The following is a 22,601-nucleotide window of genomic DNA, read 5'->3' on the forward strand; positions in this document are numbered from 1 at the left end:
ACGGAACTGTTTTAAAGACCTGCCGGGATTTCGATATTATCCTGGTGAATAACTTTATCGACCGGGTAACAGTTACCGGGAATTTTCTGTTCGGTTGCTGCAGTCATACACTCCTGCATTGTCCTGTGAACACTGACTGCAATATCAACTGGCTCTCCGGAAACAAGAAAAACTGTCAGAACAAGCGCAAATGCTGAATTCATTGTGCACATCTTTTTGGCATCAGACGTAAACGAGCCAGCATTGAAACAATGCATATTTTATTTAATAGCTCCCGTTCTTGTTTTCTCTTGTTAATGGCATCTTCAGTAAATACTGGGTTACTGATAGTGACACCAATTTCAAAACAACCTTCAGACGTATTAACGTTTGGTAATAACGTTTTCATTATCGCGTCCTCAACAATGAATTTTGTGATGCGGTGCCTGGTGCCTCCAGGTGACGTTAACCAGTTAACAATTAACGCCGGATACAGAGAGTCCACCCATAACACTGTTTTTGGTTTTAACTGTTCCGCGTGCGCTCAGCCGCATTCACCACATCACAAAATTCACTTTAAAAAGGGCGGCAGAGCAGTCACGGAGTAAAACTGATACCGCCAAACGTCACCAGAAAATTGATAACAGAGGGCGTTGCAGCGGGGTTGTCACTTAAGCGTATGGTCAACCTGACAACCCGGTGTCCTCAACGGGGGAAGGAATAACCCCGCCATACTTACCGCCGCGCCATTTCGCGGATTGCCACAACCGGAAGCGCACGGTCGACGAAAATTTAACGACAGGCTATCTATGAACCAGCTACCTCGCCGTGCGCTTTCGCGTTATGGTCTGACTTTTCAGGGAAATATCCTTTCAGTAAACTGTCAGTGCCGGATGCTCACCCGTGTCCGGCACACGCACTCCACCTCACCCGTGGAGAACTCCTTTATTACCAACCTGTAATCATTCTGGCAATGCTTAATGCTGCTGCTTTTTCCAGATTGGTGATATCCTGCTCCAGAGCGGACAGATTTTTAGCCTGCTTAGCCCTAGCTTCATTGGCCCATTTCAGATCCTGCGCTGCATTAATTTTCTGGTGCATCCACTCATAAAGTTCATCATCGGTATAGTCTGGCGCGATGATGACGGGTTCTCGTTTCTGCATACTGATTCCTCGCGGTGCTGTTTCTCTTATCAGCCGTTAGATTTTGCCGAACTGGAAAGCGCCTGTTTAAATTCGTTGAAGCTGAGAGCTTCTTCGCCTTCGGCAAGACCTTCGAAGTATTCTTCGTAAGCCTTTTCCATGATTGTGTCGAAATCCATATCACTCACCTGAGTTTCTTTCCAGCCAGCGACGGGCACCATTTTCGGTTTTAAACGTTTTGCTTTTGGTATACGTCATCGCGGTGAACGTACCGTCTTGGTTGGGGAACACGCCACATACCAGAGATTCGCTGTTGCCAAGATCGATAGTATCCATGCTGACCTCATTTCCCCTTAACGCCGGGGTAGCGGAACAAAAACCTGCTGCATAGTTATTAAAGTTGAACCCTGCCGTCATGTTCTTACGCCTCGGGCTGGCTACTTAACCCCTGACCACTGCCTGGTAACTCGAAGTATTGCCCTGCATTCTGTGGGGCGGGGTGGGTTGGTATGAAAAGAAGGATACCCATAGGTATTTAAAAAGTAAATACCCATGGGTAACTTTTTGCGGTGTCTTAACTGGTGACTAGTTGTTTGGTGAGCTATGATGCGTTTTGTGCTTTCTTTTTACGGATTTCTTCGTAGATCATATTGTAATACTGTTTTTTCTCTTCAAGAGTTTTTAATAAGTTATCCGCTTCACTTTCTGGCAGTTCGTCTAAGAGATCTAAAAAAATACGTTGTCGTGGCGTTAGAACCCTTGTTTCATAACTGGAGGCTGTGTTCGTTGATGATGAAACGATACCATCCATCCATCCCCGGGGTAACCCAAAGGACTCTTCGATAATCTCCACCATATCATCAGCGATCCGTTTTTTTCCCTTTTTCCCCTCTGGGTACAACATTCTTGATACATAAGAAGGCTCGCGCCCGATCTTTCTGGCCACGTTAACCGCTTTACCATCGCATTTCTCATCACGAATTTTGATGAGTTGCTGTCGTCTAAATTCATATTTGTCCATAGGTAAATAATAGATGCGATTACTGCAAGGTAAACAACCTGTGGGTATTGACTTTTGTTTACCTGTGGGTATTCTTTGCTGTGTTTACTAAGGAGTAGCTATGGAAGAATTAAGAATATTTCTCAATTCTCTTTCGTCAGATGAACAGCGTATGTTTGCATGCGAGTGTGGTACCAGCATCGGTTATCTAAGAAAGGCATTGAGTAAAGGTCAAGTGTTAGGGGCATCGTTATGTGTCCTTATTGAGCGAGCCAGTAATGGTGAAGTTACACGTCAGCAACTAAGGCCTTTTGATTGGATGAATATTTGGCCCGAGCTGGAAGATACCAAAATGTTAACACAACCACTTTCTAGGAGCTTGATTCATGAAAATCAAGCATGAACACATCCGCATGGCGATGAATGCCTGGGCGCATCCGGACGGTGAAAAAGTTCCGGCAGCTGAAATAACCAGGGCTTATTTTGAACTGGGTATGACGTTCCCAGAACTGTATGACGACAGCCATCCGGAAGCCCTGGCTCGCAATACCCAGAAAATTTTCCGCTGGGTAGAGAAAGACACCCCTGATGCAGTTGAAAAAATTCAGGCGTTGTTACCAGCTATCGAAAAAGCAATGCCACCTCTGCTGGTGGCCCGAATGCGCAGCCATAGCTCAGCCTATTTTCGGGAACTAGTGGAGACGCGGGAACGACTGGTGAGAGACGCTGATGATTTTGTCGCAGTGGCGATCGCTGGTTTCAACCAGATGAATCGTGGTGGCCCTGCAGGAAATATTGTGGCTGTGCATTGACTCGCAATATTCATAATTCATACCGGATCACTTCCGGCAATTTGTGAGTAAAAAGATTCGGTATCAAAAGAGGTGAGTATGGCTAACGCCTGGCTCAGATTATGGCATGACATGCCAAATGACCCTAAGTGGCGAACAATTGCCAGGGTGTCAGGGCAGCCAATTGCAACAGTGATGGCAGTGTATATCCACCTCCTGGTGAGCGCGTCACGAAATGTCACGCGAGGTCACATTGATGTCACGACAGAAGATTTGGCAAGTGCGCTCGACGTGACAGAAGAGGTAATTGATTCAATTTTGCAGACGATGCAGGGGCGGGTACTTGATGGTGATTTAATCACTGGATGGGAAAAACGCCAGGTGCTTAAAGAGGACAACGGCAATATTTCGCAAACCGCAAAATCTCCTGCAGAGCGCAAGAGGGCGCAGCGAGAGAGGGAAAGAAAGCGGGAACAAAATGGCGATTGTCACGGCGCGTCACGAAATGTCACGCACATGTCACGACGAGTCACGACAGATAAAGATACAGATAAAGATACAGATCAAGAAGATCAAAACACTATGGTCCATGGCGTAAAAAACGCCACGAACCAGGCAGGGGATGTTCAGACCGTCAATCTTGGTCAGCCAGCAGGCACGACACCGGAAGCCGATTCAGCGTATGCGCTGAAAGCCGATTCGGGCGCTGTGCAGCAGGTGATGACCGCAAGGGCGGAGCAATCACACCAACTGCAGCAGCCTGAAGCCGATTCCGCCATTCAGCGGGAAGCCGATCGGGTAGTCCCGGAAAACACCGGGCAGTCTGTGGGACGAGTGGATTATCCGGATGTGTTCGAACAGGTCTGGCGGGAGTACCCGTTGCGTGCTGGGGCAAACCCGAAGAAATCCGCTTTCAGTGCCTGGAAGGCCAGATTACGCGAGGGGGTGCCACCAGAGGCCATGCTGGATGGCGTGAGGCGTTACGCAAGATACTTGGCGGCTACCGGGAAAACGGGAACGGAATTTGTTCAGCGAGCGACGACGTTTTTTGGACCGGACCGGAATTTTGAGAACCCCTGGTTGCTCCCGGTAAGCGGCACGAACAACCAGCGTTGTGTGAATCATATTTCTGAACCGGATAACGAAATTCCGCCGGGCTTCAGGGGGTAAGTGTTAATTTCTGGTCATGAGGTAATTTTCAGGAGGGCTTGTGGCAAAAGTTTTTACACAAGAAGAGCGGGAAAAAATTAAAGGGCAGGTTCTTGAACTCGTACGCCAGAGTGGGCGCGAGACGTTACGACAACTGGAAGCTAAAACTGGGGCAACAAGATATCTGATGAGCGTTCTGGCCAGAGAGCTGGTTGCCAGTGGCGATGTATACAATTCTGGCTACGGGTTATTCCCGTCTGAACAGGCTCGTAAAGACTGGCAAAATGCCCGCAAAAAATTATCGAGGGCAAAGCTGAAGAAACCGGTTGTGGTTGATCCGGACCTTATCTGGTCATTACCTGACGGAGAAATACGTCGCTACGACAGTCGCCTAAACATAATCTGTCGCGAGTGCCGGAAGAGCGAAGTTATGCAGCGCATATTGTCGTTTTATCAGGGGGATGTTCGGTATTTATTGAAGTGACGAGATTAAAGTGCATTAGTTCAGATGCAAATTGACATTTTGTGGCACAGGGTAGAGCTAGCGTGGTTGTCCGCTTTGTGCCAAGAGCAGACGCTGGTAATTCGTGCCTAATATACTTCACTTAACTTATATCCCAGCTTTGATACAGATCATACAAATTAAATGCCCCAGTAATTGGCAGGCTGAGTAACTTAAAACTCCTTAGAATATAGGATGATTTGTATCGGCACTCATTCCACCATGCATTCCGATTAACCCCGCATAGCCAGTTGAACTTTGCTACTCTGTGAGAGGTAGTACCTTCTATCCAGTGCGGATTTAATTAATGGAATAAATGATTATGAGTGAAAATGATACAACCCCAAAGAAGTCTACAAGCCAGATTAACAAAGCGGTATTCTTTACATCTGCTTTGCTAATTTTCCTTCTTGTCGCCTTTGCCGCCGTATTCCCGGATGTCGCCGACAAAAATTTTAAACTACTTCAGCAACAAATCTTCACGAATGCCAGCTGGTTCTACATACTTGCTGTGGCCCTGATTTTACTGAGCGTCACGTTCCTTGGACTCTCACGTTACGGTGATATAAAGCTGGGCCCAGACCATGCGCAGCCTGATTTCAGCTACCACTCCTGGTTCGCGATGCTTTTTTCGGCAGGGATGGGGATCGGCCTGATGTTCTTTGGCGTTGCCGAACCTGTGATGCATTATCTTTCGCCACCTGTCGGCACTCCAGAGACCGTTGCGGCAGCGAAGGAAGCCATGCGCCTGACGTTCTTCCACTGGGGTCTGCACGCATGGGCAATTTATGCCATCGTGGCGCTGATTCTGGCCTTTTTCAGTTACCGTCACGGTCTGCCTTTAACGCTGCGTTCTGCGCTCTATCCCATTATCGGCGATCGCATTTACGGGCCTATAGGCCACGCGGTTGATATCTTCGCCGTGATAGGCACTGTCTTTGGCGTTGCAACATCACTGGGTTACGGTGTATTGCAGGTGAATGCCGGTTTGAACCATCTTTTCGGCGTGCCCATCAATGAAACGGTACAGGTCATTTTGATCGTGGTCATCACGGGGTTAGCGACGATTTCGGTGGTGTCCGGCCTGGACAAGGGAATACGCATCCTGTCTGAGCTTAATCTGGGCCTGGCGGTGTTGCTCCTGGCGCTGGTCTTGTGCCTGGGTCCCACTGTGCTTCTGCTGAAGTCATTTGTGGAAAATACGGGTGGTTATCTGTCGGAACTGGTGAGTAAAACGTTCAACCTTTACGCGTATGAACCCAAGTCGAGCAACTGGCTGGGGGGCTGGACATTATTATACTGGGGATGGTGGCTTTCATGGTCGCCGTTTGTAGGTATGTTCATTGCACGCGTTTCCCGCGGCAGGACAATTCGTGAGTTCGTGACTGGCGTGTTGTTTGTTCCCGCCGGCTTTACGCTCATGTGGATGACGGTGTTTGGAAACAGCGCCATCTATCTCATCATGAACCAGGGCGCCACTGACCTCGCCAATACCGTTCAGCAGGATGTTGCGCTTGCCCTGTTTAATTTCCTGGAGCATTTCCCGTTCTCTTCCGTGCTGTCATTCATTGCAATGGCGATGGTCATCGTCTTCTTTGTAACGTCTGCTGATTCGGGGGCAATGGTTGTGGATACTCTGGCATCAGGTGGGGTGGCAAACACGCCCGTCTGGCAGCGAATTTTCTGGGCATCGCTCATGGGCGTTGTTGCTATTGCCCTGCTGATCGCAGGGGGGCTGAGTGCGTTGCAAACCGTAACGATAGCGAGTGCATTGCCCTTCTCAGTTATCTTATTAATATCCATATACGGACTGTTAAAAGCCCTGCGTCGGGATTTGACCAAGCGTGAAAGCCTTAGCATGGCGACTATTGCTCCTACGGCTGCACGTAACCCAATTCCCTGGCAGAGAAGGTTACGCAATATCGCGTATTTGCCGAAGCGCTCTCTTGTGAAACGTTTTATGGACGACATTATCCAACCCGCCATGACGCTGGTTCAGGAGGAACTTAACAAGCAGGGAACGATAAGCCACATCAGTGACGCCGCCGAGGATCGTATTCGCCTTGAAGTCGATTTGGGCAACGAGCTGAATTATATATATGAAGTGAGGCTTCGCGGGTATAACTCACCGACCTTCGCGCTCGCTGCGCTGGATAATGATGAGCAGCAGAGTGAACAACATCGATATTATCGCGCTGAAGTCTATCTCCAAGAGGGCGGCCAAAATTATGATGTAATGGGCTGGAATCAGGAACAGCTGATTAATGACATACTGGACCAGTACGAAAAACACCTGCACTTCCTGCATCTGGTTCGTTAACAGCAACATGCCGCCACAGAGGCGGCATTTATTTATCCCGGCTGCAATATGAGGGAATGCAGAATGATTTCACGCTGGAAATGGATGCTGAAGCAGACATTTAAAAAACTATGGTTCAGGGCAACGTTATTCGCAATTGTCGCAATAATAACGGCCCTTTTATCAATTCTTTTTAAATCAATGATACCTGAGTCGGTTTCCGTGAAGGTTGGTGCGGAAGCAGTCGATAACATTCTGAACATACTGGCATCGAGTATGCTGGCAGTGACCACATTTTCGCTGAGCATCATGGTCACAGCCTACGGTTCAGCCACTACTAATGTGACTCCCAGAGCTACTCGTTTAGTTGTTGAAGACGTCACCACACAAAATGTACTGGCCACCTTCATCGGTTCTTTTCTCTTCAGTCTGGTAGGGATTATTGCCCTCAATATGGGAGCTTATGGAGAAAGGGGGAGAGTCATTTTATTCATTGTAACACTGGTTGTCATTGCCTTAATCCTCATCACATTGCTTCGCTGGATACAGCATTTGACCTCTCTGGGGAGGGTTGGTGAGACAACGGCAAAAGTAGAACAGGCGGCCATCGAAACATTTATTGCGAGAGCAAGAAATCCCTGTCTCGGCGGATATCCTTGGCTTGAGAACAATGAACAGCCGAAAGGAACGGTTGCAGTTTATCCGAAAAAGATTGGCTATGTTGAATATGTTGATATGGTGAAACTCAGCAAGCTGCTGACCAATGATCCCCGTCATGTATACCTCGTGGCGCAGCCGGGCAGTTTCATACATCCGTCCACGCCAGTTTTGTACCTGAGTCAGGGCCAGGAGTCATCAATCAGCACCGATTTACTTGAGACGATTATTGTCTCGGATGTACGTTCATTTGCTCAGGACCCCCGATTTTGTCTTAGCGTCATGGCCGAAATAGCCTGCCGAGCCCTTTCCCCCGCAGTGAACGATCCTGGAACCGCCATTGATGTCATTGGCAGAGGTGTACGTATACTTTCCGCTTACGCGCAGAATAAATCTGATGAAATAGAAGTGAAATATCCTTCTGTACATGTTGCACCACTTCAGAATAACGATCTACTTGAAGACTTTTTCTCACCTGTTGCGCGCGATGGTGCCAGTATGAGGGAAATTCAGATAAGGGTACTTAAAGGACTGTCGATGCTGAGTAAGGGTTGGCCTGGAATTTTTGCTGAAGCCGCACAAACCCTAGCATTTGAAACATTAGAGCATGCTACTCGTGCTGACCATATAGATTCTGACAGATATCTAATAAAATCAATTTATTATAATTTATTTAGTGGCGAAGGTTCTAATAAAAAACCATAGTTGCGGAGCAAGCGATACGGTTGTTGGCAAGTCAAGGGCAAAGCATTCGCGTGAGAGTGGGCGTCTGCTTTGTGCCAGAAGCGGACATACGTAACTTATGATACGCATCGCCAATCATCCGTTTCAAACATCAACGCGGAAACGTTTTAAGAATGTAATCCCGAACATAGGCGGTTCGGCTGTTATTAGCCGTCCTTTTGTTCCAGACCAGATAAAGATGATTAGTCGGAGCGAGGTCTGCAGGTGTCACTGAAATCAGGCGACCACTTTTCAGGTCATTGTCACAGTGATAATCCGGCAGCACTGTCCACCCGTGGCCGTCACAGACCAAGTCGCGGATAATACGTAAATCCGGAATGGTGAATGTAGCCTGCATCTCAGGGGCTCTCTGAAACATGGAGGCCCAGAGCGCTCTAATCAGTGGCAACTCTTCGTCATAAGCAATCAGCGGTAATGAGGCAAGCGTTTCAGCACCAGGTTCTGATCCGATGATCTCTGACATGGCGGGAGCATGAACAAGGAGCATGCGTTCAGTCAGTAGATGTGCATAGCCGTACAGACGGTCATCAGGCATAGATGCGGTAACAGCGAGATCGGCGCTCCCGTCATGCAAAAGGGAATAAATACGTTGCTTATTGCCGGTATGAAAGCGTAGGCGATACCCCTCCTTCATTAGTGGAGCCATTACTGTCCCAAGCCGGGAATGAATAAAATCTGGCGGTCCTGCCAGATTAATTGTTCCCCCGTGTACAGAGCCTGACCGGAAAGAGGACAGCTTTTCTTCCAGACCATCAATGAAGGGTGAAACTGAGCGGGCAAGCTCATCCGCAGCTTCGGTTGCCGTCACGCCTCTGGCCTGCCTGATAAACAGACGCTTACCAACCAGAGTCTCAAGAGACTGGATATGCTGTGACGCCGCGGGCTGAGTGATGCCCAGTAGTTCTGCCGCCTTTGAAAAGGAGCCAGAGCGATAGGCCTCAAGAAACGTTCGCAGATGGCTCAGATGGCTCATAGTGAAGCGCCTCGCTGATGAAGTTTATCGTTACAGGGAGCCTCATGCAGAGCAAGGGCCAGTTCACTCACGTAATCATCCCGTATTCCCAACGCACCCAGAGTGGCCTGCAGTTTCCATACATAATCTGCATTCGTGCCAATGTCTCCACGGGCAGATGCGATGCTCAACGCTACGGTCGCTGTAAGATTGTCCTGTTCATAATGCGGATGCAGTCTGTCTGATACGAAAGCCAGCGCCTGAATTTCCTCACCGTTTCCTAGCGAAACGTCTGCCCAGACCGGACGGTAAAGACCGGTTATCATCTCGCGCGTCCAGACAATTTCCAGCTCATTAATAAGAGTCGATTCCGGCAGTCTGAACGCAATACCTTCGGTAATTCCACCTTCGTCGAGCGATAACATCCTGCCGGGGACATCAGGAGTCGCTCGTCCGGATATCAAACGAATGCAGAAACTGCGCTGCCATCCTTTCAGACGGGCCCGTTGCATTTCTTCAATTGCCAGCACGGGATTCCACATCAATGACCCGTAGGCAAATATCCAGAAAGGAGCACCCGTCGGGCGCTCCTCCAGAGTAGAGTTCATTGATGCGCGTATTTTTTCAGCGTCCCAGAGCATATTCGCCGGGAGCAGCGCTTCATGCACCCTGACAAATGTGCCATTAAGCATATTTTCACGGGTAAGCATATAACCTCCCTTTACTGGCCTACGATTTTAACCTGTTGAAATTTACGACTGTGGCTGCGACGGATTTGTGCAAGCAGCAACAGCAGGCCGAGCAGAGAAACAATCGCACCGCTGATACCGGTATACACGATACCGGCGTGGCTTATAGTAATGCTGCCCAGTACTGATCCCAGCGCTATACCTGAGTTGAAGCCCGCAATATTCAGGCCGGCAGCAACACCATGCGCATGAGGAGCATGTTGCTCAGCGACACCAATCAGACGGGCCTGCAGTGCCGGCACTGCGGCAAATGTCACCATACCCAGCAGCGCAACCAGAATGCCCATGCTCACCGGTGAGGATGACAGCAGCCACATACCAAGCACGACAACAACAATGCCGCTAATGATGAGTATATTGGCACGATTAACCCCCATGCTGTCGGTAAGTTTCCCACCAAGAATATTACCTACCGCAGCTGTAATACCGTAAACCAGCATAAACAGACTCACCGTTGCTCCGGTAACCCCTGTCACCTGCGTCAGAATAGGTGCGATAAAGGTGTAAGCCGTAAACGAGCCTGCATACGCCAGCACCGTAACCAGCGCGCCGGCCAGCAACTTACGGTTAAACAGCATGCCGATATTCTGCATTGCTGAGTCACTATGTTCACCGGGCACGCTGCGTACGGGATCTTTCATACCGAACAACAGTCCAAGGAATCCGAACGCGCCAAAAGCGGCAATAGCGCCGAGAACTGGACGCCATGAGACCACCCCCCCCCAACCATGTACTCAGCGGTACGCCGATTGCCATCGCCAGAGTAAAGCCACCAAATACCACAGCCACCGCTCTGCCTGCTTTACCCGGTCCAGCAAGACGAGCTGCGGTACTGGATGCCGCAGCCAGAAACAGGCCGTGTCCCAGACCAGCAATGAACCGCGCTAACAGGAGCTGAGGTAATGTGGCTGCAAACGCGGCCGCCAGACTACCGGCAGTAAACACAACGGCAGTTGTAAGCATTACATTTTTCCGGCTCCAGCTTGCTGTCAGCGCAGACAGTACGGGTGCCGCGAACGTTGCCCCCAGTGCATAGGTTGTAACCGCTGCCCCGGTCTGCTCCACACCCACACACAACCCCTGAGCCATAACGTCTGTCAGCCCAATGGGGACAAATTCCGCGAGTCCGAGCGCAAAGGCACTGATAGTAAACACATAAATAACAAATGGCATGACTGGCTCCTGATTTAAGTAAGGAGTGCAGTCTGATTTAGAAAAACAGATAAATAAAATAATGTAAACTTCAGGCGGGATAAAATTATTTATATCTAATGCAAAGATTCAATATTCCCACAGCACACAGAAGTTTTCTGTCTTCAGGGAGAGGAGCTTCGAAAGTTCAGACGAAAAATTCCTGCGGCCCCTTTAAGAGTCAGTTGGCCGGGTTTGGTCCGCTCCTCGCTCAAAGCGGACTAGAAGGTTAGCTTGCGTCGGACTTGGCGTATTTAAAGAAGTGCTGGTGGTGACTGGTTGTTGTGTTCCATTTCTACAGAACAAAATCACAGAAACTATACCCAATAGTTATATTGAATCAATGATGAGACAGCCTCATATTTATCAGAACTGGTGTACGTCCAATATCGTCACTGGATAATCTCCGTCAGGCTTCCTTACTCCGAACGATCACCGCGTCCGTCCCGCACATTCCAGCAACGCATCTGGAGGTAACGTGCGAGTATTACTTCGACCTGTTCTGGTACCGGAACTCGGGCTGGTGATCGTTAAGCCGGGCCGTGAATCCATGCCGGTATTCCACAATACCCGGGTACTGGTGGAGCCGGAACCGAAAAGCATGCGTAATCTGCCGTCCGGGGGCGTTCCTGCCGTTCGCCAGCCGCTGGTGGAAGACAAAACATTGCTGCCGTTTTTCAGTAACGCACGGGTGATTCGTGCTGCTGGTGGTGCTGGTGCATTGTCTGACTGGCTGTTGCGCCATATTAAATCCTGCCAGTGGCCACACGGCGATTATCATCACAGCGAAACCGTCATTCACCGTTATGGTACCGGCGCAATGGTGTTGTGCTGGCACTGCGACAACCAGTTGCGTGACCAGACCTCCGAATCACTTGAGCAACTTGCTCACCAAAACTTGTCAGCATGGATGATTGACGTCATTCGTCACGCAATGAATGGCACACAGGAGCGGGAATTATCGCTGGCTGAATTATCCTGGTGGGCGGTCCGCAATCAGGTGGCGGACGCGCTACCGGAAGCGGTATTACGTCGTTCGCTGGGGTTGCGTGCGGAAAAAATCCGCTCAATGTACCGTGAAAGCGACATCGTACCGGGAGAGCAGACCGCCACCAGCATACTGAAACAGCGCACAAAAAATCTTGCGCCGCAGCCTCACGCCCACCAGCAACAGAACCCACCACAGGAAAAGACGGTGGTCAGCATTGCCGTTGATCCTGAGTCTCCGGAATCTTTCATGAAACGACCTAAACGTCGCCGCTGGGTTAACGAGAAATACACACGCTGGGTGAAGACACAGCCGTGTGCGTATTGTGGTAAGCCAGCCGACGATCCCCATCACCTGATTGGTCATGGTCAGGGCGGAATGGGGACAAAATCTCACGATATTTTCACGCTACCGCTGTGTCGGGAGCATCACAACGAGCTTCATGCGGATCCTCTGGCGTTCGAAGAAAAGCATGGTTCTCAGGTTGATTTAATTTTTCGTTTTCTTGATCACGCCTTTGCAACTGGCGTGCTTGGGTAAAAGAGGTGAGTGATGCTCATAGATTTGGTTTTACCTTACCCGCCGACGGTGAACACTTACTGGCGACGCCGTGGCAGCACATATTTTATCTCGGAGGAGGGAAAGCGTTATCGCCGGGCTGTGGCGCTTATTGTTCGCCAGCAGCGGCTGAAATTAAGCCTGTCCGGAAGGCTGGCGATAAAGGTGATTGCAGAGCCACCGGATAAGCGTCGTCGCGACCTGGACAATATCCTGAAAGCACCGCTGGATGCGCTGACGCATGCGGGAGTGTTAATGGACGATGAGCAGTTTGATGAAATCAATATCGTTCGTGGTCAGCCAGTATCTGGTGGACGTCTGGGGGTGAAGATTTACCCCATAATGCATGAAGAGCAGGTCAAAAAATGAAACTGGAAGATTTACCGAAATACTACTCCCCAAAATCCCCTTGCCTGACCGATGCATCGGCCTCAACGTCAAAAGATGCGCTGAGTATCACTGATGTGATGGCCGCGCAGGGCATGACACAGAATCGGGCTGAGATGGGGTTTTCTGCGTTCCTGGGGAAAATGGGCATCAGTATGAATGACAGGGCGCGGGCAACAGAATTACTGGCAGATTATGCACTCAGTCGGTGCGATCGTGTGGCGGCGTTGAGAAAACTTCCGGCAGAAATAAAACCGGTAGTGATGCGCATTATGGCTTCGTACGCTTTTGAGGATTATGCCCGCAGCGCAGCGAGTAAAAAGCAGTGCCCTTGTTGCTATGGGGAAAAATTTATTGAAAGCGTAGTTTTTACAAACAAGGTCCAGTATCCGGATGGTAAGCCGCCGGTATGGGCAAAGTGTACGAAAGGTGTGTATCCGTCTTACTGGGAAGAATGGAAAAAAGTCAGGGAGGTGGTAAAAGTTGCCTGTCCGGAGTGTGGCGGAAAGGGTGAGGTTTCCACCGCCTGTAAGGATTGCCGTGGGCGTGGTGTCGCCATTCACCGTGAAGAGTCGGTAAAACGTGGTATGCCTGTTATCAGAGACTGCCAGCGTTGTGGTGGTCGTGGCTATGAAAGACTACCATCAACGGAGGCATTTAATGCTATATGCGAGGTGACAAACCAGATAACACGCGCGTCATGGGAAAAAACAGTTAAGAAATTCTATGATGCGCTGGTGACCCGGTTTGATATTGAAGAAGGATGGGCTGAGCGGCAGTTAAAAAAGGTAACTAGGTAACAAGGTTGATTTTTCCGAAATCTGTGGTAAATTCATCATAACGATGGGCTTTTTATGCCTGACGTTAGAAGAGTTTCTACAACCCGCCGCCGAGCGGGTTTTTTATTGCGGAATTAATTACGGACCGTTATTATTCTGCTCCCGGCCCTTTAGCTCAGTGGTGAGAGCGAGCGACTCATAATCGCCAGGTCGCTGGTTCAAATCCAGCAAGGGCCACCATCACAAACCGCCATGAGCTTATCAGGAAGAGCAGACGACACGATAACAGGGTTGTTGGTGCGGGGGGGGGCGGGTCCCCGATAGCGGTCCATTATCGGTATTCAGCGTTGTTAGCTCAGCCGGACAGAGCAATTGCCTTCTAAGCAATCGGTTACTGGTTCGAATCCAGTACAGCGCGCCATATTCATTCTTCCAGATTCCTTCCGGCAGAGCCTTATACTGGAATATACCTGGCTCAGGATATTGTTGAAAATATTATATGTTTGTCAAAAATAAAAGTTCTGTTAAGTATTGATTGAGTGTTTGTTATACGGTCTAATGGTTTTTTCAGCATTAAATATTTATCATTCATATGGTGTGGGTAGAGTGAATATTGATGAGGCGTCGGGGTGTTTCATCCTTAGGCAGCGTATTGATATAGTCAATGCAGCACGAGCAAAGGCCTTCAGCCGTTTGACAGTTTTGTTCTGTACTCCTGATCGTCTTTCGGGAAGAGACGTTATTCTTCTGAATAGTGATGCTATACAGAGGGTTTGCGATGAGTTCATGGTTGCTAATTCAGAATTATTTGCTCTTGTTCAGGAGTACAACAGAATAGCCAGGACCTGTGGTATGGATGAACTTCGGATTACTCATCTGGGGTAGATACATATCTGGATTATCACCTGTTACGGTAAAAAGTGATTGCTTACTGTTTTTGTGAATGGCATTGCAGCAGCCGGATAATGTCAGTGCTGGCTGACGGTGTGCTGGTGGCGGGTGTGGTGGTTGTTGCTTTCCCGTTGCTGAAAAAGAAAACGCCAGACTGTTAGCCGGGTATCAGTTAGCGGGAGAAATTTTTAAATACTTCACAATTCAGGCGGTTGACTGTTCTCTGGTTTGCGGGGAGTTTGTTAAAAGAAACTGGCATGGTGAATCCCCCTGTGCGGAGGGGCAATCAGCGAGTAGGTATATGGGATAATCGCGGATTCAGGTGCTGGTACTGAATTCACCGGGAGGCACCCGGCACCATGCACTTCAATAGATTCTCTCCACATTATGGATATTCTTTCAGAATATCCCACGCAGACTTTGTGTAAATGTTAACAAATGTGCGTTTTATTTGATCTGATTCGCTGTTTGAGCGTCCAAAACAACGGTATATATAATCCTTTACTATATGACATATGTGAGGAAAAATGGGTTTTCGTAGCGCATCAATTCTTACGTTGATTATTAGTGGGATTATTATCGGGTGCACTGATGCTGTATCGACAAATTATCATGACCGTACATCATATTACTCCGATAAAGCAATAGAGACACAGTATGTGAGTTCATCTGAACGTACTTCTGATGTTAGTGAGAATATCCGTCTGTATGCCCATCAAATCAAGAGCGCCATCGAAAAACAGTTCGGGGATGCGAGTAAGTATTCAGGAAAAGAGTGCACACTGAGAATGCATATGGCCCCGAATGGCCTTCTACTGGAGGTTAAAAGAGAAAGTGGAGACCTCGATTTATGTCGTGAAGCGATGAATGCGATAAAGAATGCTGATATACCTGCCCCCCCTTCGCCGGAAGTATATAAAGTATTTCAAAATGGGGTGCTGGATTTTAAACCCTGATATTTATTGTTTTGTAATAAACGGTTTCGGCTTAGGTTTGTTCTGACACAGCTACGGCACTGAGCTAAATTTAGCGGATAGTCAGCTCTGAGCCAGTGGCGGACGTAACAACTACTATTGCTGAGATTTTAATGGATTGAGGAGCAAGAAGTGGGATTAAAGAAAATCGTTATGTTGACTTTTTGGGTCGGTTTTGTTGCGGGATGCACACCTTTACACCCTTCAGATTGCCACAAAACTACTGCTACAGGTAGTTGCAGTTCAGGACGCTGGGATGATCAGGATGAATGGGGGGCGCAAGCGCGGGGAATCAGAGCTGCAATTAATGCCAAACTTGATGAGCCGCATAACTGGAAAGGGAAAAAATGCAGGTTGCATATGGAATTCTCTCAGGATGGCACGGCGTTAAAAATATCTACCAGTAACGGTGATAAAGCCTATTGCGAAGCGATAAAGTCCGCAGCTCATAAAGCCAAATTTCCGGCCTTCAACAATCCGGAAGTCTACAGAGATTTTCAGAAATCTGGCTTTGACATGCGAGGTTAGCTCTTCAATTACTATATCTCATTCATAGCAAACTGACAGATTTGATGATGTTCTATATACGAAACCTGTGATGTCAAGTCTGAGCTAATACAAATAAACATAATATCAGAGAAATACATTTTATTAGCTCGCTATGGCGAGCTTTTTATATTGCATCGTCTCCAGCATATATATCAATTAAGGCTCTGATTGATGTGTCTGAAAGCCTACACATAATAACTATGCCATCCGTTCCGTGCGGAGGTGAGGCTATGAAATCCATGGACAAAATTTCAACAGGCATTGCCTACGGCACCTCCGCAGGCAGTGCTGGCTACTGGTTTTTACAGCTGCTCGATAAAGTCACGCCCTCACAGTGGGCAGCAATAGGTGTGCTGGGTAGCCTGGTATTTGGCCTGCTGACGTACCTGACAAACCTTTATTTCAAGATTAAAGAAGATAAGCGCAAGGCTGCGAGAGGTGAATAATGCCTCCATCATTACGAAAAGCCGTTGCTGCTGCTATTGGTGGCGGAGCAATTGCTATAGCATCAGTGTTAATTACTGGCCCAAGTGGTAACGATGGTCTGGAAGGTGTCAGCTACATACCATACAAAGATATTGTTGGTGTATGGACTGTATGTCACGGGCATACAGGAAAAGACATCATGCTCGGTAAAACGTATACCAAAGCAGAATGCAAAGCCCTCCTGAATAAAGACCTTGCCACGGTCGCCAGACAAATTAACCCGTACATCAAAGTTGATATACCGGAAACAACGCGCGGCGCTCTTTACTCGTTCGTTTACAACGTGGGCGCTGGCAATTTCAGAACATCGACGCTTCTTCGCAAAATAAACCAGGGCGATATCAAAGGCGCATGTGATCAGCTACGTCGCTGGACATATGCTGGCGGTAAGCAATGGAAAGGTCTCATGACTCGTCGTGAGATTGAGCGTGAAATCTGTTTGTGGGGTCAGCAATGAACAGAGTAACCGCGATTATCTCCGCTCTGGTTATCTGCATCATCGTCTGCCTGTCATGGGCTGTTAATCATTACCGTGATAACGCCATTACCTACAAAGCCCAGCGCGACAAAAATGCCAGAGAACTGAAGCTGGCGAACGCGGCAATTACTGACATGCAGATGCGCCAGCGTGATGTTGCTGCACTGGATGAAAAATACACGAAGGAGTTAGCTAATGCGAAAGCTGAAAATGATGCTCTGCGTGATGATGTTGCCGCTGGTCGTCGTCGGTTGCACATCAAAGCAGTCTGTCAGTCAGTGCGTGAAGCCACCACCGCCTCCGGCGTGGATAATGCAGCCTCCCCCCGACTGGCAGACACCGCTGAACGGGATTATTTCACCCTCAGAGAGAGGCTGATCACTATGCAAAAACAACTGGAAGGAACCCAGAAGTATATTAATGAGCAGTGCAGATAGAGCTGCCCATATCGATGGGCAACTCATGCAATTATTGTGAGCAATACACACGCGCTTCCAGCGGAGTATAAATGCCTAAAGTAATAAAACCGAGCAATCCATTTACGAATGTTTGCTGGGTTTCTGTTTTAACAACATTTTCTGCGCCGCCACAAATTTTGGCTGCATCAACAGTTTTCTCCTGTCCAATTCCCGAAACGAAGAAGTGATGGGTGATGGTTTCCTTTGGTGTTACTGCTGTCGGTTTGTTTCCAACAGTAAACGTCTGTTGAGCACATCCTGTAATAAGCATTGCCAGAGCGGCAGAAAACAACATTTTTTTCATCTTATTATCCTGCATTGTTAAAAACGGCGGAATCCTATGTGACAACAATTAAACGATAGTTAAATGGATTGATGAAAATTAAAACTATATCGGTGTACGCTCAGACTATTGGAGGAAGTTGGGGACACTCAGAATCCTGTGGAATGAAATAAACCGCTCTTTCTGTCTATTACCCTTTTAGCTGCGCTGTATCGTCGCCGTATTCCCGCATGAACCATGACCGTAGCCCGACGGGGAATTCCTTCTGCGTGAGTGTGCGGGAATAATCAAAAACGATGCACACCGGGTTTTACTGTGCTGACAGACGCAGGGTTACCCTCATAGTTGCTTTTCCGGTGCGATGGTGGAAGAAACCGGGATGTTTATTCATCATCACTTTGGATTGATGTATATGCTCTCTTTTCTGACGTTAGTCTCCGACGGCAGGCTTCAATGACCCAGGCTGAGAAATTCCCAGACCCTTTTTGATCAAGAGCGATGTTAATTTGTTCAATCATTGGGTTAGGAAAGCGGATGTTGCGGGTTGTTGTTCTGCGGGTTCTGTTCTTCGTTGACATGAGGTTGCCCTGTATTCAGTGTCACTGATTTGTATTGTCTGAAGTTGTTTTTACGTTAAGTTGATGCAGATCAATTAATACGATACCTGCGTCATAATTGATTATTTGACGTGGTTTGATGGCGTAGATGCACGTTGTGACATGTAGATGATAATTATTATCATTTTGCGGGTCCTTTCCGGCGATCCGACAGGTTACGGGGCGGCGACCTCGCGGGTTTTCGCTATTTATGAAAATTTTCCGGTTTAAGGCGTTTCCGTTCTTCTTCGCCGTAACTTAATGTTTTTATTTAAAACACCACCTGAAAAGAAAGGAAACGACAGATGCTGAAAACGGGCTTTTTGGCCTCTGTCGTTTCCTTTCTCTGTTTTTGTCCGTGGAATGAACAATGGAAGTCAACAAAAAGCAGCTGGCTGACATTTTCGGCGCGAGCATCCGTACCATTCAGAACTGGCAGGAGCAGGGAATGCCCGTTCTGCCAGCAAACAGTACCGATATTGCACCGCCAGATATTCCGGCTGGCTTTGTGGCTGTTTTCAACAGTGATGAGGCATCGTGGCATCTCGTTGAAGATCATCGGGGAAAAACCGTCTATGACGTGGCTTCCGGCGACGCGTTATTTATTTCTGAACTTGGCTCGTTACCGGAAAATGTCACCTGGTTATCGCCGGAAGGGGAATATCAGAAGTGGAACGGCACAGCCTGGGTGAAGGATACGGAAGCAGAAAAACTGTTCCGGATCCGGGAGGCGGAAGAAACAAAAAACAACCTGATGCAGGTAGCCAGTGAGCATATTGCGCCGCTTCAGGATGCTGCAGATCTGGAAATTGCAACGGAGGAAGAAATCTCGTTGCTGGAAGCCTGGAAGAAGTATCGGGTGTTGCTGAACCGTGTTAATACAACAACTGCACCGGATATTGAATGGCCAGTAGCACCTATAGGGTAAATTCGTAATGATTACCTAAATACGTTATTCTTTTGTTCAAAAAGTGATTTTTCTATAGGTAGGGAGTATGTTCTTGGATTAAGAATAAAAAATCGCCATGAAAGAGCTTCATGGCGAGTACATAAACGTACAAAATATGATGAAAGTAGAGTGGCGTAAGCCACTATATTAAGATATGACAATAGCGAAGAAAAGTAAATAACATTTTATGGGCGTTTAATTGTTAATTATAAAAACTAGAGTGCCCGATATTGTTTATCTTGCTTTAAAATAATGTACTCAAACCAAATTTTTGAGCTAAAAGCTCAAATAATATAAATGCAATGATAATGTTTAATAAGACAATTAGCTTGCTTTGTATTTTCATTTCGGAATACTGTTAAGTAACTTTGATGACACTAACAATAGATCGGAATTTTCTTAGAGTCAATGGTCACTGTTTTTGCTTGCAAAGCAAATCTTTTTGGTGGTTATAAGTTTTCTTAATATAGTCACCTATGCAACTTGTTCCGTGTGGAGATTAAAGGTTAAAATTTAATGCGAAGATGGAATTATAATATATTTTTTTATAATTAATTTAACCTTAACATCGTTGCTGGCGGCATGGAAGAAATATCGGGTCTTGCTGATGTCGTGTTGGCACTTCCTTAGTGCGGTTATCGAATGGCCAGCTGTACCTGTGGGGTAAAAACTTTATATGGGTGCTATTTTTATAATAGCTGGTAAAAACTGGCCGAACTGAAATTCACTGTTGATAAAAAAGATGTGTTTGAGTGTATGTCATTGTTTTCTTAATGGAATCCACTAGAATGCAGCGAATTTAAGAAGGTGGGTTTTTATTGGAATATAAACTACAATAATGCTCAACTCGTTCGTAGAATTGTTTTTTCTTATTTTTTGGAATGCTAACCATTATATGCATTATGGGGGCGATACTTCCTGATAATTTACATGATGCATACATTGAAGCAATAAATTCAATATCATTGTCATCAAAGTTAAAGCTTTCTCCGTCCATTTCAATTCCTTATGTGTTTGGCACAACTGATGCTGTATCCCATGAGAATTTATGCAAGTTGTTATGTTTGATTTGATATTGCAATGATAATTGTAGCTAATTGTTTTCAATTGAGTGAAAGTTTATTTCGAGTGATTAAGTCGAAAAAAAAGATTTCTCACGGTTAGTAAGCGTATTAGGTTACTATTCAGATATGAATGGTATTAATGACTAAATTTTCAATCATATATGGATTTTTATGCTGATGAAGATGTTTTATTTGGCGATTCGTCAAGCATCTTCACTTAAGTAATCGTATATTTTAAGAGTGCAAAAGAGAAAGGGACAACGTTGCTCGCACTCTGGATTAAATATAGGGTGTTGTTAAACTGCGTTGATACATAATTGTACCGGATATTGAGTGGTCTGAAGTCCCAGTCATTAAGTAATCGTTTCGTGATATGCCGCAGAAACGTTGTATGCAATAACGTTCTGCGGTTGGCTGATGCACTTTCGAGAGTGTATTGAATAATTTCAAGCCGTTATTGTTTTTACGCGTAACACCATGAAAAGATTGCTTATCTGTTGGGGTGTTTTTTGGGGCATATATGGGACAGAAATAGGCCACAGATAGATAGTAAGATCGAACTCAGGATGCTTTTGAAAAAATGTAACTATCTGAAAAAACCTAGAAAGCGCCAAGGAAACCACAGAATGAGAAAAAACATCTGTGAATCATGGATTTCCAGTTATATTCGCTCGGCGCAGCGTTAGTGTTTCATGAAATATTTTTTCCTGAATCATCAACGGCAATGGCGTTAATTCTGGCAATGGGAACCTACGGTGCAGGTTATGTGGCGCGTATTGTCGGAGCATTTATTTTCGGCAAAATGGGCGACAGAATCGGGCGTAAAAAAGTGCTCTTTATTACCATCACTATGATGGGGATCTGTACCACCTTAATTGGTGTGCTGCCGACCTATGCACAAATTGGTGTGTTTGCGCCAATTTTGCTGGTGACGCTGCGTATTATTCAGGGGCTGGGGGCAGGCGCGGAAATTTCCGGTGCCGGTACGATGCTGGCGGAATATGCGCCAAAAGGTAAGCGCGGAATTATCTCCTCATTTGTTGCTATGGGGACTAACTGCGGAACCTTGAGCGCAACGGCAATCTGGGCCTTTATGTTCTTCATTCTCAGTAAAGAGGAACTGTTGGCGTGGGGATGGCGTATACCGTTCCTGGCGAGCGTTGTCGTGATGGTCTTTGCTATCTGGTTGCGTATGAATCTGAAAGAAAGCCCGGTCTTTGAGAAGGTTAACGACAGCAACCAACCGACAGCAAAACCTGCACCTGCTGGTAGCATGTTCCAGAGCAAATCCTTCTGGCTGGCAACAGGGCTGCGTTTTGGTCAGGCGGGTAACTCCGGGTTAATTCAGACTTTCCTTGCAGGCTATTTAGTGCAGACGTTATTGTTTAACAAAGCAATTCCAACAGATGCATTGATGATCAGTTCGATTCTCGGCTTTATGACCATTCCGTTCCTTGGTTGGTTATCCGATAAAATTGGTCGCCGGATCCCGTATATTATTATGAATACCTCTGCGATTGTGCTGGCGTGGCCAATGCTTTCTATCATCGTAGATAAAAGCTATGCCCCGAGCACCATTATGGTTGCACTGATTGTGATTCATAACTGTGCGGTGCTGGGATTATTTGCTCTGGAAAACATTACCATGGCAGAAATGTTCGGCTGTAAAAACCGCTTTACCCGGATGGCTATTTCAAAAGAAATTGGTGGTCTTATCGCTTCCGGTTTTGGTCCTATCCTGGCGGGTATTTTCTGCACCATGACGGAATCCTGGTATCCGATCGCCATTATGATCATGGCATATTCAGTGATTGGTTTAATCTCTGCGCTGAAAATGCCAGAAGTGAAAGACCGTGATTTAAGTGCACTGGAAGATGCCGCGGAAGATCAACCGCGTGTTGTAACAGCTGCGTAACCTTCAAGAAGTCTGTAAATCCTCCATCCCTTCTCTTACCGGAGAGGGGATTTTTTATTCATATAACAAAACATGCAGCTTGCCATATTT

The 22,601-nt window shown here is 47.1% G+C and carries 29 protein-coding genes, 2 tRNA genes and 3 pseudogenes; 20 read left to right on the top strand and 14 right to left on the bottom strand.

The window, feature by feature from the left end:
• Positions 1 to 11: 11 nt before the first annotated feature.
• From ydfD to AABJ99_RS11945, 6 genes are all read right to left on the bottom strand, one after another.
• Positions 12 to 203: a lysis protein YdfD gene (gene ydfD, locus AABJ99_RS11920; protein ID WP_001083273.1), complete on the bottom strand. Its 192-nt coding sequence runs from the start codon at positions 201 to 203 to the stop codon at positions 12 to 14.
• Complete coding sequence (gene dicB / locus AABJ99_RS11925; RefSeq protein WP_001331023.1) at positions 200 to 388, bottom strand: cell division inhibition protein DicB; 189 nt, start codon at positions 386 to 388, stop codon at positions 200 to 202. The genes ydfD and dicB overlap by 4 nt, the downstream gene beginning before the upstream one ends.
• 539 nt (positions 389 to 927) lie before the next feature.
• Entirely contained in the window at positions 928 to 1,143 is a 216-nt protein-coding gene (ydfC, locus tag AABJ99_RS11930; RefSeq protein WP_338387564.1) for a protein YdfC, read from the bottom strand.
• Positions 1,144 to 1,172: 29 nt separating this feature from the next.
• Positions 1,173 to 1,301, bottom strand: coding sequence for a protein YdfB (ydfB, locus tag AABJ99_RS11935; protein ID WP_000344935.1), 129 nt, complete (start codon positions 1,299 to 1,301; stop codon positions 1,173 to 1,175).
• A gap of 1 nt (position 1,302) precedes the next feature.
• The gene (locus AABJ99_RS11940; protein ID WP_000379589.1) at positions 1,303 to 1,458 is read right to left on the bottom strand and encodes a DUF1391 family protein; all 156 of its coding nucleotides are present in this window, start codon (positions 1,456 to 1,458) and stop codon (positions 1,303 to 1,305) included.
• 265 nt (positions 1,459 to 1,723) lie between these two features.
• Positions 1,724 to 2,143 (bottom strand): hypothetical protein, encoded by a 420-nt coding sequence (locus AABJ99_RS11945; protein ID WP_000362155.1) that lies wholly within the window; start codon positions 2,141 to 2,143, stop codon positions 1,724 to 1,726.
• 100 nt (positions 2,144 to 2,243) lie between these two features.
• On the opposite strand from AABJ99_RS11945, the gene AABJ99_RS11950 reads away from it, so the two are divergent.
• From AABJ99_RS11950 to AABJ99_RS11975, 6 genes are all read left to right on the top strand, one after another.
• On the top strand, positions 2,244 to 2,525 hold the full coding sequence (locus AABJ99_RS11950) for a transcriptional regulator (RefSeq protein ID WP_000391949.1): 282 nt from the start codon (positions 2,244 to 2,246) through the stop codon (positions 2,523 to 2,525).
• Positions 2,509 to 2,934: a toxin YdaT family protein gene (locus tag AABJ99_RS11955; protein ID WP_000693836.1), complete on the top strand. Its 426-nt coding sequence runs from the start codon at positions 2,509 to 2,511 to the stop codon at positions 2,932 to 2,934. Before AABJ99_RS11950 ends, AABJ99_RS11955 begins: the two co-directional genes overlap by 17 nt.
• A gap of 78 nt (positions 2,935 to 3,012) precedes the next feature.
• Entirely contained in the window at positions 3,013 to 4,083 is a 1,071-nt protein-coding gene (locus tag AABJ99_RS11960; protein WP_001262352.1) for a hypothetical protein, read from the top strand.
• Positions 4,084 to 4,123: 40 nt separating this feature from the next.
• Complete coding sequence (locus AABJ99_RS11965) at positions 4,124 to 4,546, top strand: DUF977 family protein (protein WP_001151151.1); 423 nt, start codon at positions 4,124 to 4,126, stop codon at positions 4,544 to 4,546.
• A gap of 340 nt (positions 4,547 to 4,886) precedes the next feature.
• On the top strand, positions 4,887 to 6,884 hold the full coding sequence (locus AABJ99_RS11970; RefSeq protein ID WP_039021288.1) for a BCCT family transporter: 1,998 nt from the start codon (positions 4,887 to 4,889) through the stop codon (positions 6,882 to 6,884).
• 63 nt (positions 6,885 to 6,947) lie between these two features.
• Positions 6,948 to 8,225, top strand: a complete 1,278-nt coding sequence (locus AABJ99_RS11975) for a DUF2254 domain-containing protein (protein ID WP_000625668.1) — start codon at positions 6,948 to 6,950, stop codon at positions 8,223 to 8,225.
• A gap of 130 nt (positions 8,226 to 8,355) precedes the next feature.
• Here the strand turns inward: AABJ99_RS11975 and AABJ99_RS11980 are convergent, their stop codons facing one another.
• The 4 genes from AABJ99_RS11980 to AABJ99_RS25015 are packed head-to-tail and all read right to left on the bottom strand — an operon-like array spanning position 8,356 to position 11,138.
• Complete coding sequence (locus AABJ99_RS11980; RefSeq protein ID WP_000019008.1) at positions 8,356 to 9,237, bottom strand: LysR family transcriptional regulator; 882 nt, start codon at positions 9,235 to 9,237, stop codon at positions 8,356 to 8,358.
• The gene (locus AABJ99_RS11985; protein ID WP_000957771.1) at positions 9,234 to 9,926 is read right to left on the bottom strand and encodes a gamma-glutamylcyclotransferase; all 693 of its coding nucleotides are present in this window, start codon (positions 9,924 to 9,926) and stop codon (positions 9,234 to 9,236) included. The genes AABJ99_RS11980 and AABJ99_RS11985 overlap by 4 nt, the downstream gene beginning before the upstream one ends.
• Positions 9,927 to 9,937: 11 nt before the next feature.
• The gene (locus AABJ99_RS25010; protein ID WP_283956327.1) at positions 9,938 to 10,681 is read right to left on the bottom strand and encodes an MFS transporter; all 744 of its coding nucleotides are present in this window, start codon (positions 10,679 to 10,681) and stop codon (positions 9,938 to 9,940) included.
• Complete coding sequence (locus AABJ99_RS25015) at positions 10,575 to 11,138, bottom strand: MFS transporter (RefSeq protein WP_241232354.1); 564 nt, start codon at positions 11,136 to 11,138, stop codon at positions 10,575 to 10,577. The genes AABJ99_RS25010 and AABJ99_RS25015 overlap by 107 nt, the downstream gene beginning before the upstream one ends.
• 399 nt (positions 11,139 to 11,537) lie before the next feature.
• On the opposite strand from AABJ99_RS25015, the pseudogene AABJ99_RS11995 reads away from it, so the two are divergent.
• From AABJ99_RS11995 to AABJ99_RS12025, 7 genes and pseudogenes are all read left to right on the top strand, one after another.
• Positions 11,538 to 11,633, top strand: a pseudogene (locus AABJ99_RS11995) (hypothetical protein); the annotation flags it as partial.
• Position 11,634: 1 nt separating this feature from the next.
• Positions 11,635 to 12,684, top strand: coding sequence for a DUF968 domain-containing protein (locus AABJ99_RS12000; protein WP_338387565.1), 1,050 nt, complete (start codon positions 11,635 to 11,637; stop codon positions 12,682 to 12,684).
• 12 nt (positions 12,685 to 12,696) lie between these two features.
• Positions 12,697 to 13,071 carry a RusA family crossover junction endodeoxyribonuclease gene (locus AABJ99_RS12005; protein WP_000904112.1) on the top strand — a complete coding sequence of 125 codons (375 nt, stop codon included), beginning with the start codon at positions 12,697 to 12,699 and terminating at the stop codon, positions 13,069 to 13,071.
• Entirely contained in the window at positions 13,068 to 13,889 is an 822-nt protein-coding gene (locus tag AABJ99_RS12010; RefSeq protein WP_000762868.1) for an antitermination protein, read from the top strand. The genes AABJ99_RS12005 and AABJ99_RS12010 overlap by 4 nt, the downstream gene beginning before the upstream one ends.
• Positions 13,890 to 14,032: 143 nt before the next feature.
• Positions 14,033 to 14,108, top strand: a tRNA-Ile gene (locus AABJ99_RS12015).
• Positions 14,109 to 14,212: 104 nt separating this feature from the next.
• Positions 14,213 to 14,289, top strand: a tRNA-Arg gene (locus tag AABJ99_RS12020).
• 499 nt (positions 14,290 to 14,788) lie between these two features.
• Positions 14,789 to 14,920, top strand: a complete 132-nt coding sequence (locus AABJ99_RS12025; protein ID WP_000562553.1) for a DUF3927 family protein — start codon at positions 14,789 to 14,791, stop codon at positions 14,918 to 14,920.
• Positions 14,921 to 15,004: 84 nt separating this feature from the next.
• Here AABJ99_RS12025 and AABJ99_RS12030 read toward each other — a convergent pair.
• Positions 15,005 to 15,145 (bottom strand): annotated as a pseudogene (locus AABJ99_RS12030) (hypothetical protein); the annotation flags it as partial.
• Between the two features lie 141 nt (positions 15,146 to 15,286).
• Here AABJ99_RS12030 and tolA point away from each other — a divergent pair.
• The 5 genes from tolA (at position 15,287) to rzpD (ending at position 17,683) form a co-directional block, all read left to right on the top strand.
• Positions 15,287 to 15,715 carry a cell envelope integrity protein TolA gene (gene tolA / locus AABJ99_RS12035; RefSeq protein WP_000506937.1) on the top strand — a complete coding sequence of 143 codons (429 nt, stop codon included), beginning with the start codon at positions 15,287 to 15,289 and terminating at the stop codon, positions 15,713 to 15,715.
• A gap of 171 nt (positions 15,716 to 15,886) precedes the next feature.
• Positions 15,887 to 16,261 (top strand): cell envelope integrity TolA C-terminal domain-containing protein, encoded by a 375-nt coding sequence (locus tag AABJ99_RS12040; RefSeq protein ID WP_001348108.1) that lies wholly within the window; start codon positions 15,887 to 15,889, stop codon positions 16,259 to 16,261.
• A 251-nt stretch (positions 16,262 to 16,512) separates the two neighbouring features.
• On the top strand, positions 16,513 to 16,728 hold the full coding sequence (gene essD, locus AABJ99_RS12045) for a phage lysis protein EssD (RefSeq protein WP_000839561.1): 216 nt from the start codon (positions 16,513 to 16,515) through the stop codon (positions 16,726 to 16,728).
• Positions 16,728 to 17,225 (top strand): lysozyme RrrD, encoded by a 498-nt coding sequence (gene rrrD, locus AABJ99_RS12050; protein WP_001135280.1) that lies wholly within the window; start codon positions 16,728 to 16,730, stop codon positions 17,223 to 17,225. The genes essD and rrrD overlap by 1 nt, the downstream gene beginning before the upstream one ends.
• Positions 17,222 to 17,683 (top strand): prophage endopeptidase RzpD, encoded by a 462-nt coding sequence (gene rzpD, locus AABJ99_RS25020; RefSeq protein ID WP_001301134.1) that lies wholly within the window; start codon positions 17,222 to 17,224, stop codon positions 17,681 to 17,683. Before rrrD ends, rzpD begins: the two co-directional genes overlap by 4 nt.
• Before the next feature lie 31 nt (positions 17,684 to 17,714).
• Here the strand turns inward: rzpD and iss are convergent, their stop codons facing one another.
• Together iss and AABJ99_RS12065 are read right to left on the bottom strand one after the other, a co-directional pair.
• Positions 17,715 to 18,008, bottom strand: coding sequence for an increased serum survival lipoprotein Iss (iss, locus tag AABJ99_RS12060; protein WP_000738423.1), 294 nt, complete (start codon positions 18,006 to 18,008; stop codon positions 17,715 to 17,717).
• Between the two features lie 362 nt (positions 18,009 to 18,370).
• Positions 18,371 to 18,565, bottom strand: a complete 195-nt coding sequence (locus AABJ99_RS12065) for a YlcI/YnfO family protein (protein ID WP_032195597.1) — start codon at positions 18,563 to 18,565, stop codon at positions 18,371 to 18,373.
• Positions 18,566 to 18,953: 388 nt separating this feature from the next.
• On the opposite strand from AABJ99_RS12065, the gene AABJ99_RS12070 reads away from it, so the two are divergent.
• On the top strand, positions 18,954 to 19,511 hold the full coding sequence (locus AABJ99_RS12070) for a tail fiber assembly protein (protein WP_072039653.1): 558 nt from the start codon (positions 18,954 to 18,956) through the stop codon (positions 19,509 to 19,511).
• 820 nt (positions 19,512 to 20,331) lie between these two features.
• On the opposite strand, the gene AABJ99_RS12075 is transcribed toward AABJ99_RS12070, so the two are convergent.
• The gene (locus AABJ99_RS12075; RefSeq protein WP_000348576.1) at positions 20,332 to 20,529 is read right to left on the bottom strand and encodes a hypothetical protein; all 198 of its coding nucleotides are present in this window, start codon (positions 20,527 to 20,529) and stop codon (positions 20,332 to 20,334) included.
• 716 nt (positions 20,530 to 21,245) lie between these two features.
• On the opposite strand from AABJ99_RS12075, the pseudogene ydfJ reads away from it, so the two are divergent.
• Positions 21,246 to 22,511: pseudogene (ydfJ, locus tag AABJ99_RS12080) on the top strand (MHS family MFS transporter YdfJ); the annotation flags it as partial.
• Positions 22,512 to 22,601: the final 90 nt, after the last annotated feature.

The organism is Escherichia coli (assembly GCF_036503815.1).
In the GTDB taxonomy this organism is placed as follows: domain Bacteria; phylum Pseudomonadota; class Gammaproteobacteria; order Enterobacterales; family Enterobacteriaceae; genus Escherichia; species Escherichia coli_F.

What these genes read in the sequence shown, in the direction of transcription:
- ydfD (WP_001083273.1), bottom strand. Translation starts at nt 203, where the DNA reads ATGAATTCAGCATTTGCGCTTGTTCTGACAGTTTTTCTTGTTTCCGGA.
- dicB (WP_001331023.1), bottom strand. Translation starts at nt 388, where the DNA reads ATGAAAACGTTATTACCAAACGTTAATACGTCTGAAGGTTGTTTTGAA.
- ydfC (WP_338387564.1), bottom strand. Translation starts at nt 1,143, where the DNA reads ATGCAGAAACGAGAACCCGTCATCATCGCGCCAGACTATACCGATGAT.
- ydfB (WP_000344935.1), bottom strand. Translation starts at nt 1,301, where the DNA reads ATGGATTTCGACACAATCATGGAAAAGGCTTACGAAGAATACTTCGAA.
- AABJ99_RS11940 (WP_000379589.1), bottom strand. Translation starts at nt 1,458, where the DNA reads ATGGATACTATCGATCTTGGCAACAGCGAATCTCTGGTATGTGGCGTG.
- AABJ99_RS11945 (WP_000362155.1), bottom strand. Translation starts at nt 2,143, where the DNA reads ATGGACAAATATGAATTTAGACGACAGCAACTCATCAAAATTCGTGAT.
- AABJ99_RS11950 (WP_000391949.1), top strand. Translation starts at nt 2,244, where the DNA reads ATGGAAGAATTAAGAATATTTCTCAATTCTCTTTCGTCAGATGAACAG.
- AABJ99_RS11955 (WP_000693836.1), top strand. Translation starts at nt 2,509, where the DNA reads ATGAAAATCAAGCATGAACACATCCGCATGGCGATGAATGCCTGGGCG.
- AABJ99_RS11960 (WP_001262352.1), top strand. Translation starts at nt 3,013, where the DNA reads ATGGCTAACGCCTGGCTCAGATTATGGCATGACATGCCAAATGACCCT.
- AABJ99_RS11970 (WP_039021288.1), top strand. Translation starts at nt 4,887, where the DNA reads ATGAGTGAAAATGATACAACCCCAAAGAAGTCTACAAGCCAGATTAAC.
- AABJ99_RS11975 (WP_000625668.1), top strand. Translation starts at nt 6,948, where the DNA reads ATGATTTCACGCTGGAAATGGATGCTGAAGCAGACATTTAAAAAACTA.
- AABJ99_RS11980 (WP_000019008.1), bottom strand. Translation starts at nt 9,237, where the DNA reads ATGAGCCATCTGAGCCATCTGCGAACGTTTCTTGAGGCCTATCGCTCT.
- AABJ99_RS11985 (WP_000957771.1), bottom strand. Translation starts at nt 9,926, where the DNA reads ATGCTTACCCGTGAAAATATGCTTAATGGCACATTTGTCAGGGTGCAT.
- AABJ99_RS25015 (WP_241232354.1), bottom strand. Translation starts at nt 11,138, where the DNA reads ATGCCATTTGTTATTTATGTGTTTACTATCAGTGCCTTTGCGCTCGGA.
- AABJ99_RS12005 (WP_000904112.1), top strand. Translation starts at nt 12,697, where the DNA reads ATGCTCATAGATTTGGTTTTACCTTACCCGCCGACGGTGAACACTTAC.
- AABJ99_RS12010 (WP_000762868.1), top strand. Translation starts at nt 13,068, where the DNA reads ATGAAACTGGAAGATTTACCGAAATACTACTCCCCAAAATCCCCTTGC.
- tolA (WP_000506937.1), top strand. Translation starts at nt 15,287, where the DNA reads ATGGGTTTTCGTAGCGCATCAATTCTTACGTTGATTATTAGTGGGATT.
- AABJ99_RS12040 (WP_001348108.1), top strand. Translation starts at nt 15,887, where the DNA reads ATGTTGACTTTTTGGGTCGGTTTTGTTGCGGGATGCACACCTTTACAC.
- essD (WP_000839561.1), top strand. Translation starts at nt 16,513, where the DNA reads ATGAAATCCATGGACAAAATTTCAACAGGCATTGCCTACGGCACCTCC.
- rrrD (WP_001135280.1), top strand. Translation starts at nt 16,728, where the DNA reads ATGCCTCCATCATTACGAAAAGCCGTTGCTGCTGCTATTGGTGGCGGA.
- rzpD (WP_001301134.1), top strand. Translation starts at nt 17,222, where the DNA reads ATGAACAGAGTAACCGCGATTATCTCCGCTCTGGTTATCTGCATCATC.
- iss (WP_000738423.1), bottom strand. Translation starts at nt 18,008, where the DNA reads ATGAAAAAAATGTTGTTTTCTGCCGCTCTGGCAATGCTTATTACAGGA.
- AABJ99_RS12065 (WP_032195597.1), bottom strand. Translation starts at nt 18,565, where the DNA reads ATGTCAACGAAGAACAGAACCCGCAGAACAACAACCCGCAACATCCGC.
- AABJ99_RS12070 (WP_072039653.1), top strand. Translation starts at nt 18,954, where the DNA reads ATGGAAGTCAACAAAAAGCAGCTGGCTGACATTTTCGGCGCGAGCATC.
- AABJ99_RS12075 (WP_000348576.1), bottom strand. Translation starts at nt 20,529, where the DNA reads ATGGACGGAGAAAGCTTTAACTTTGATGACAATGATATTGAATTTATT.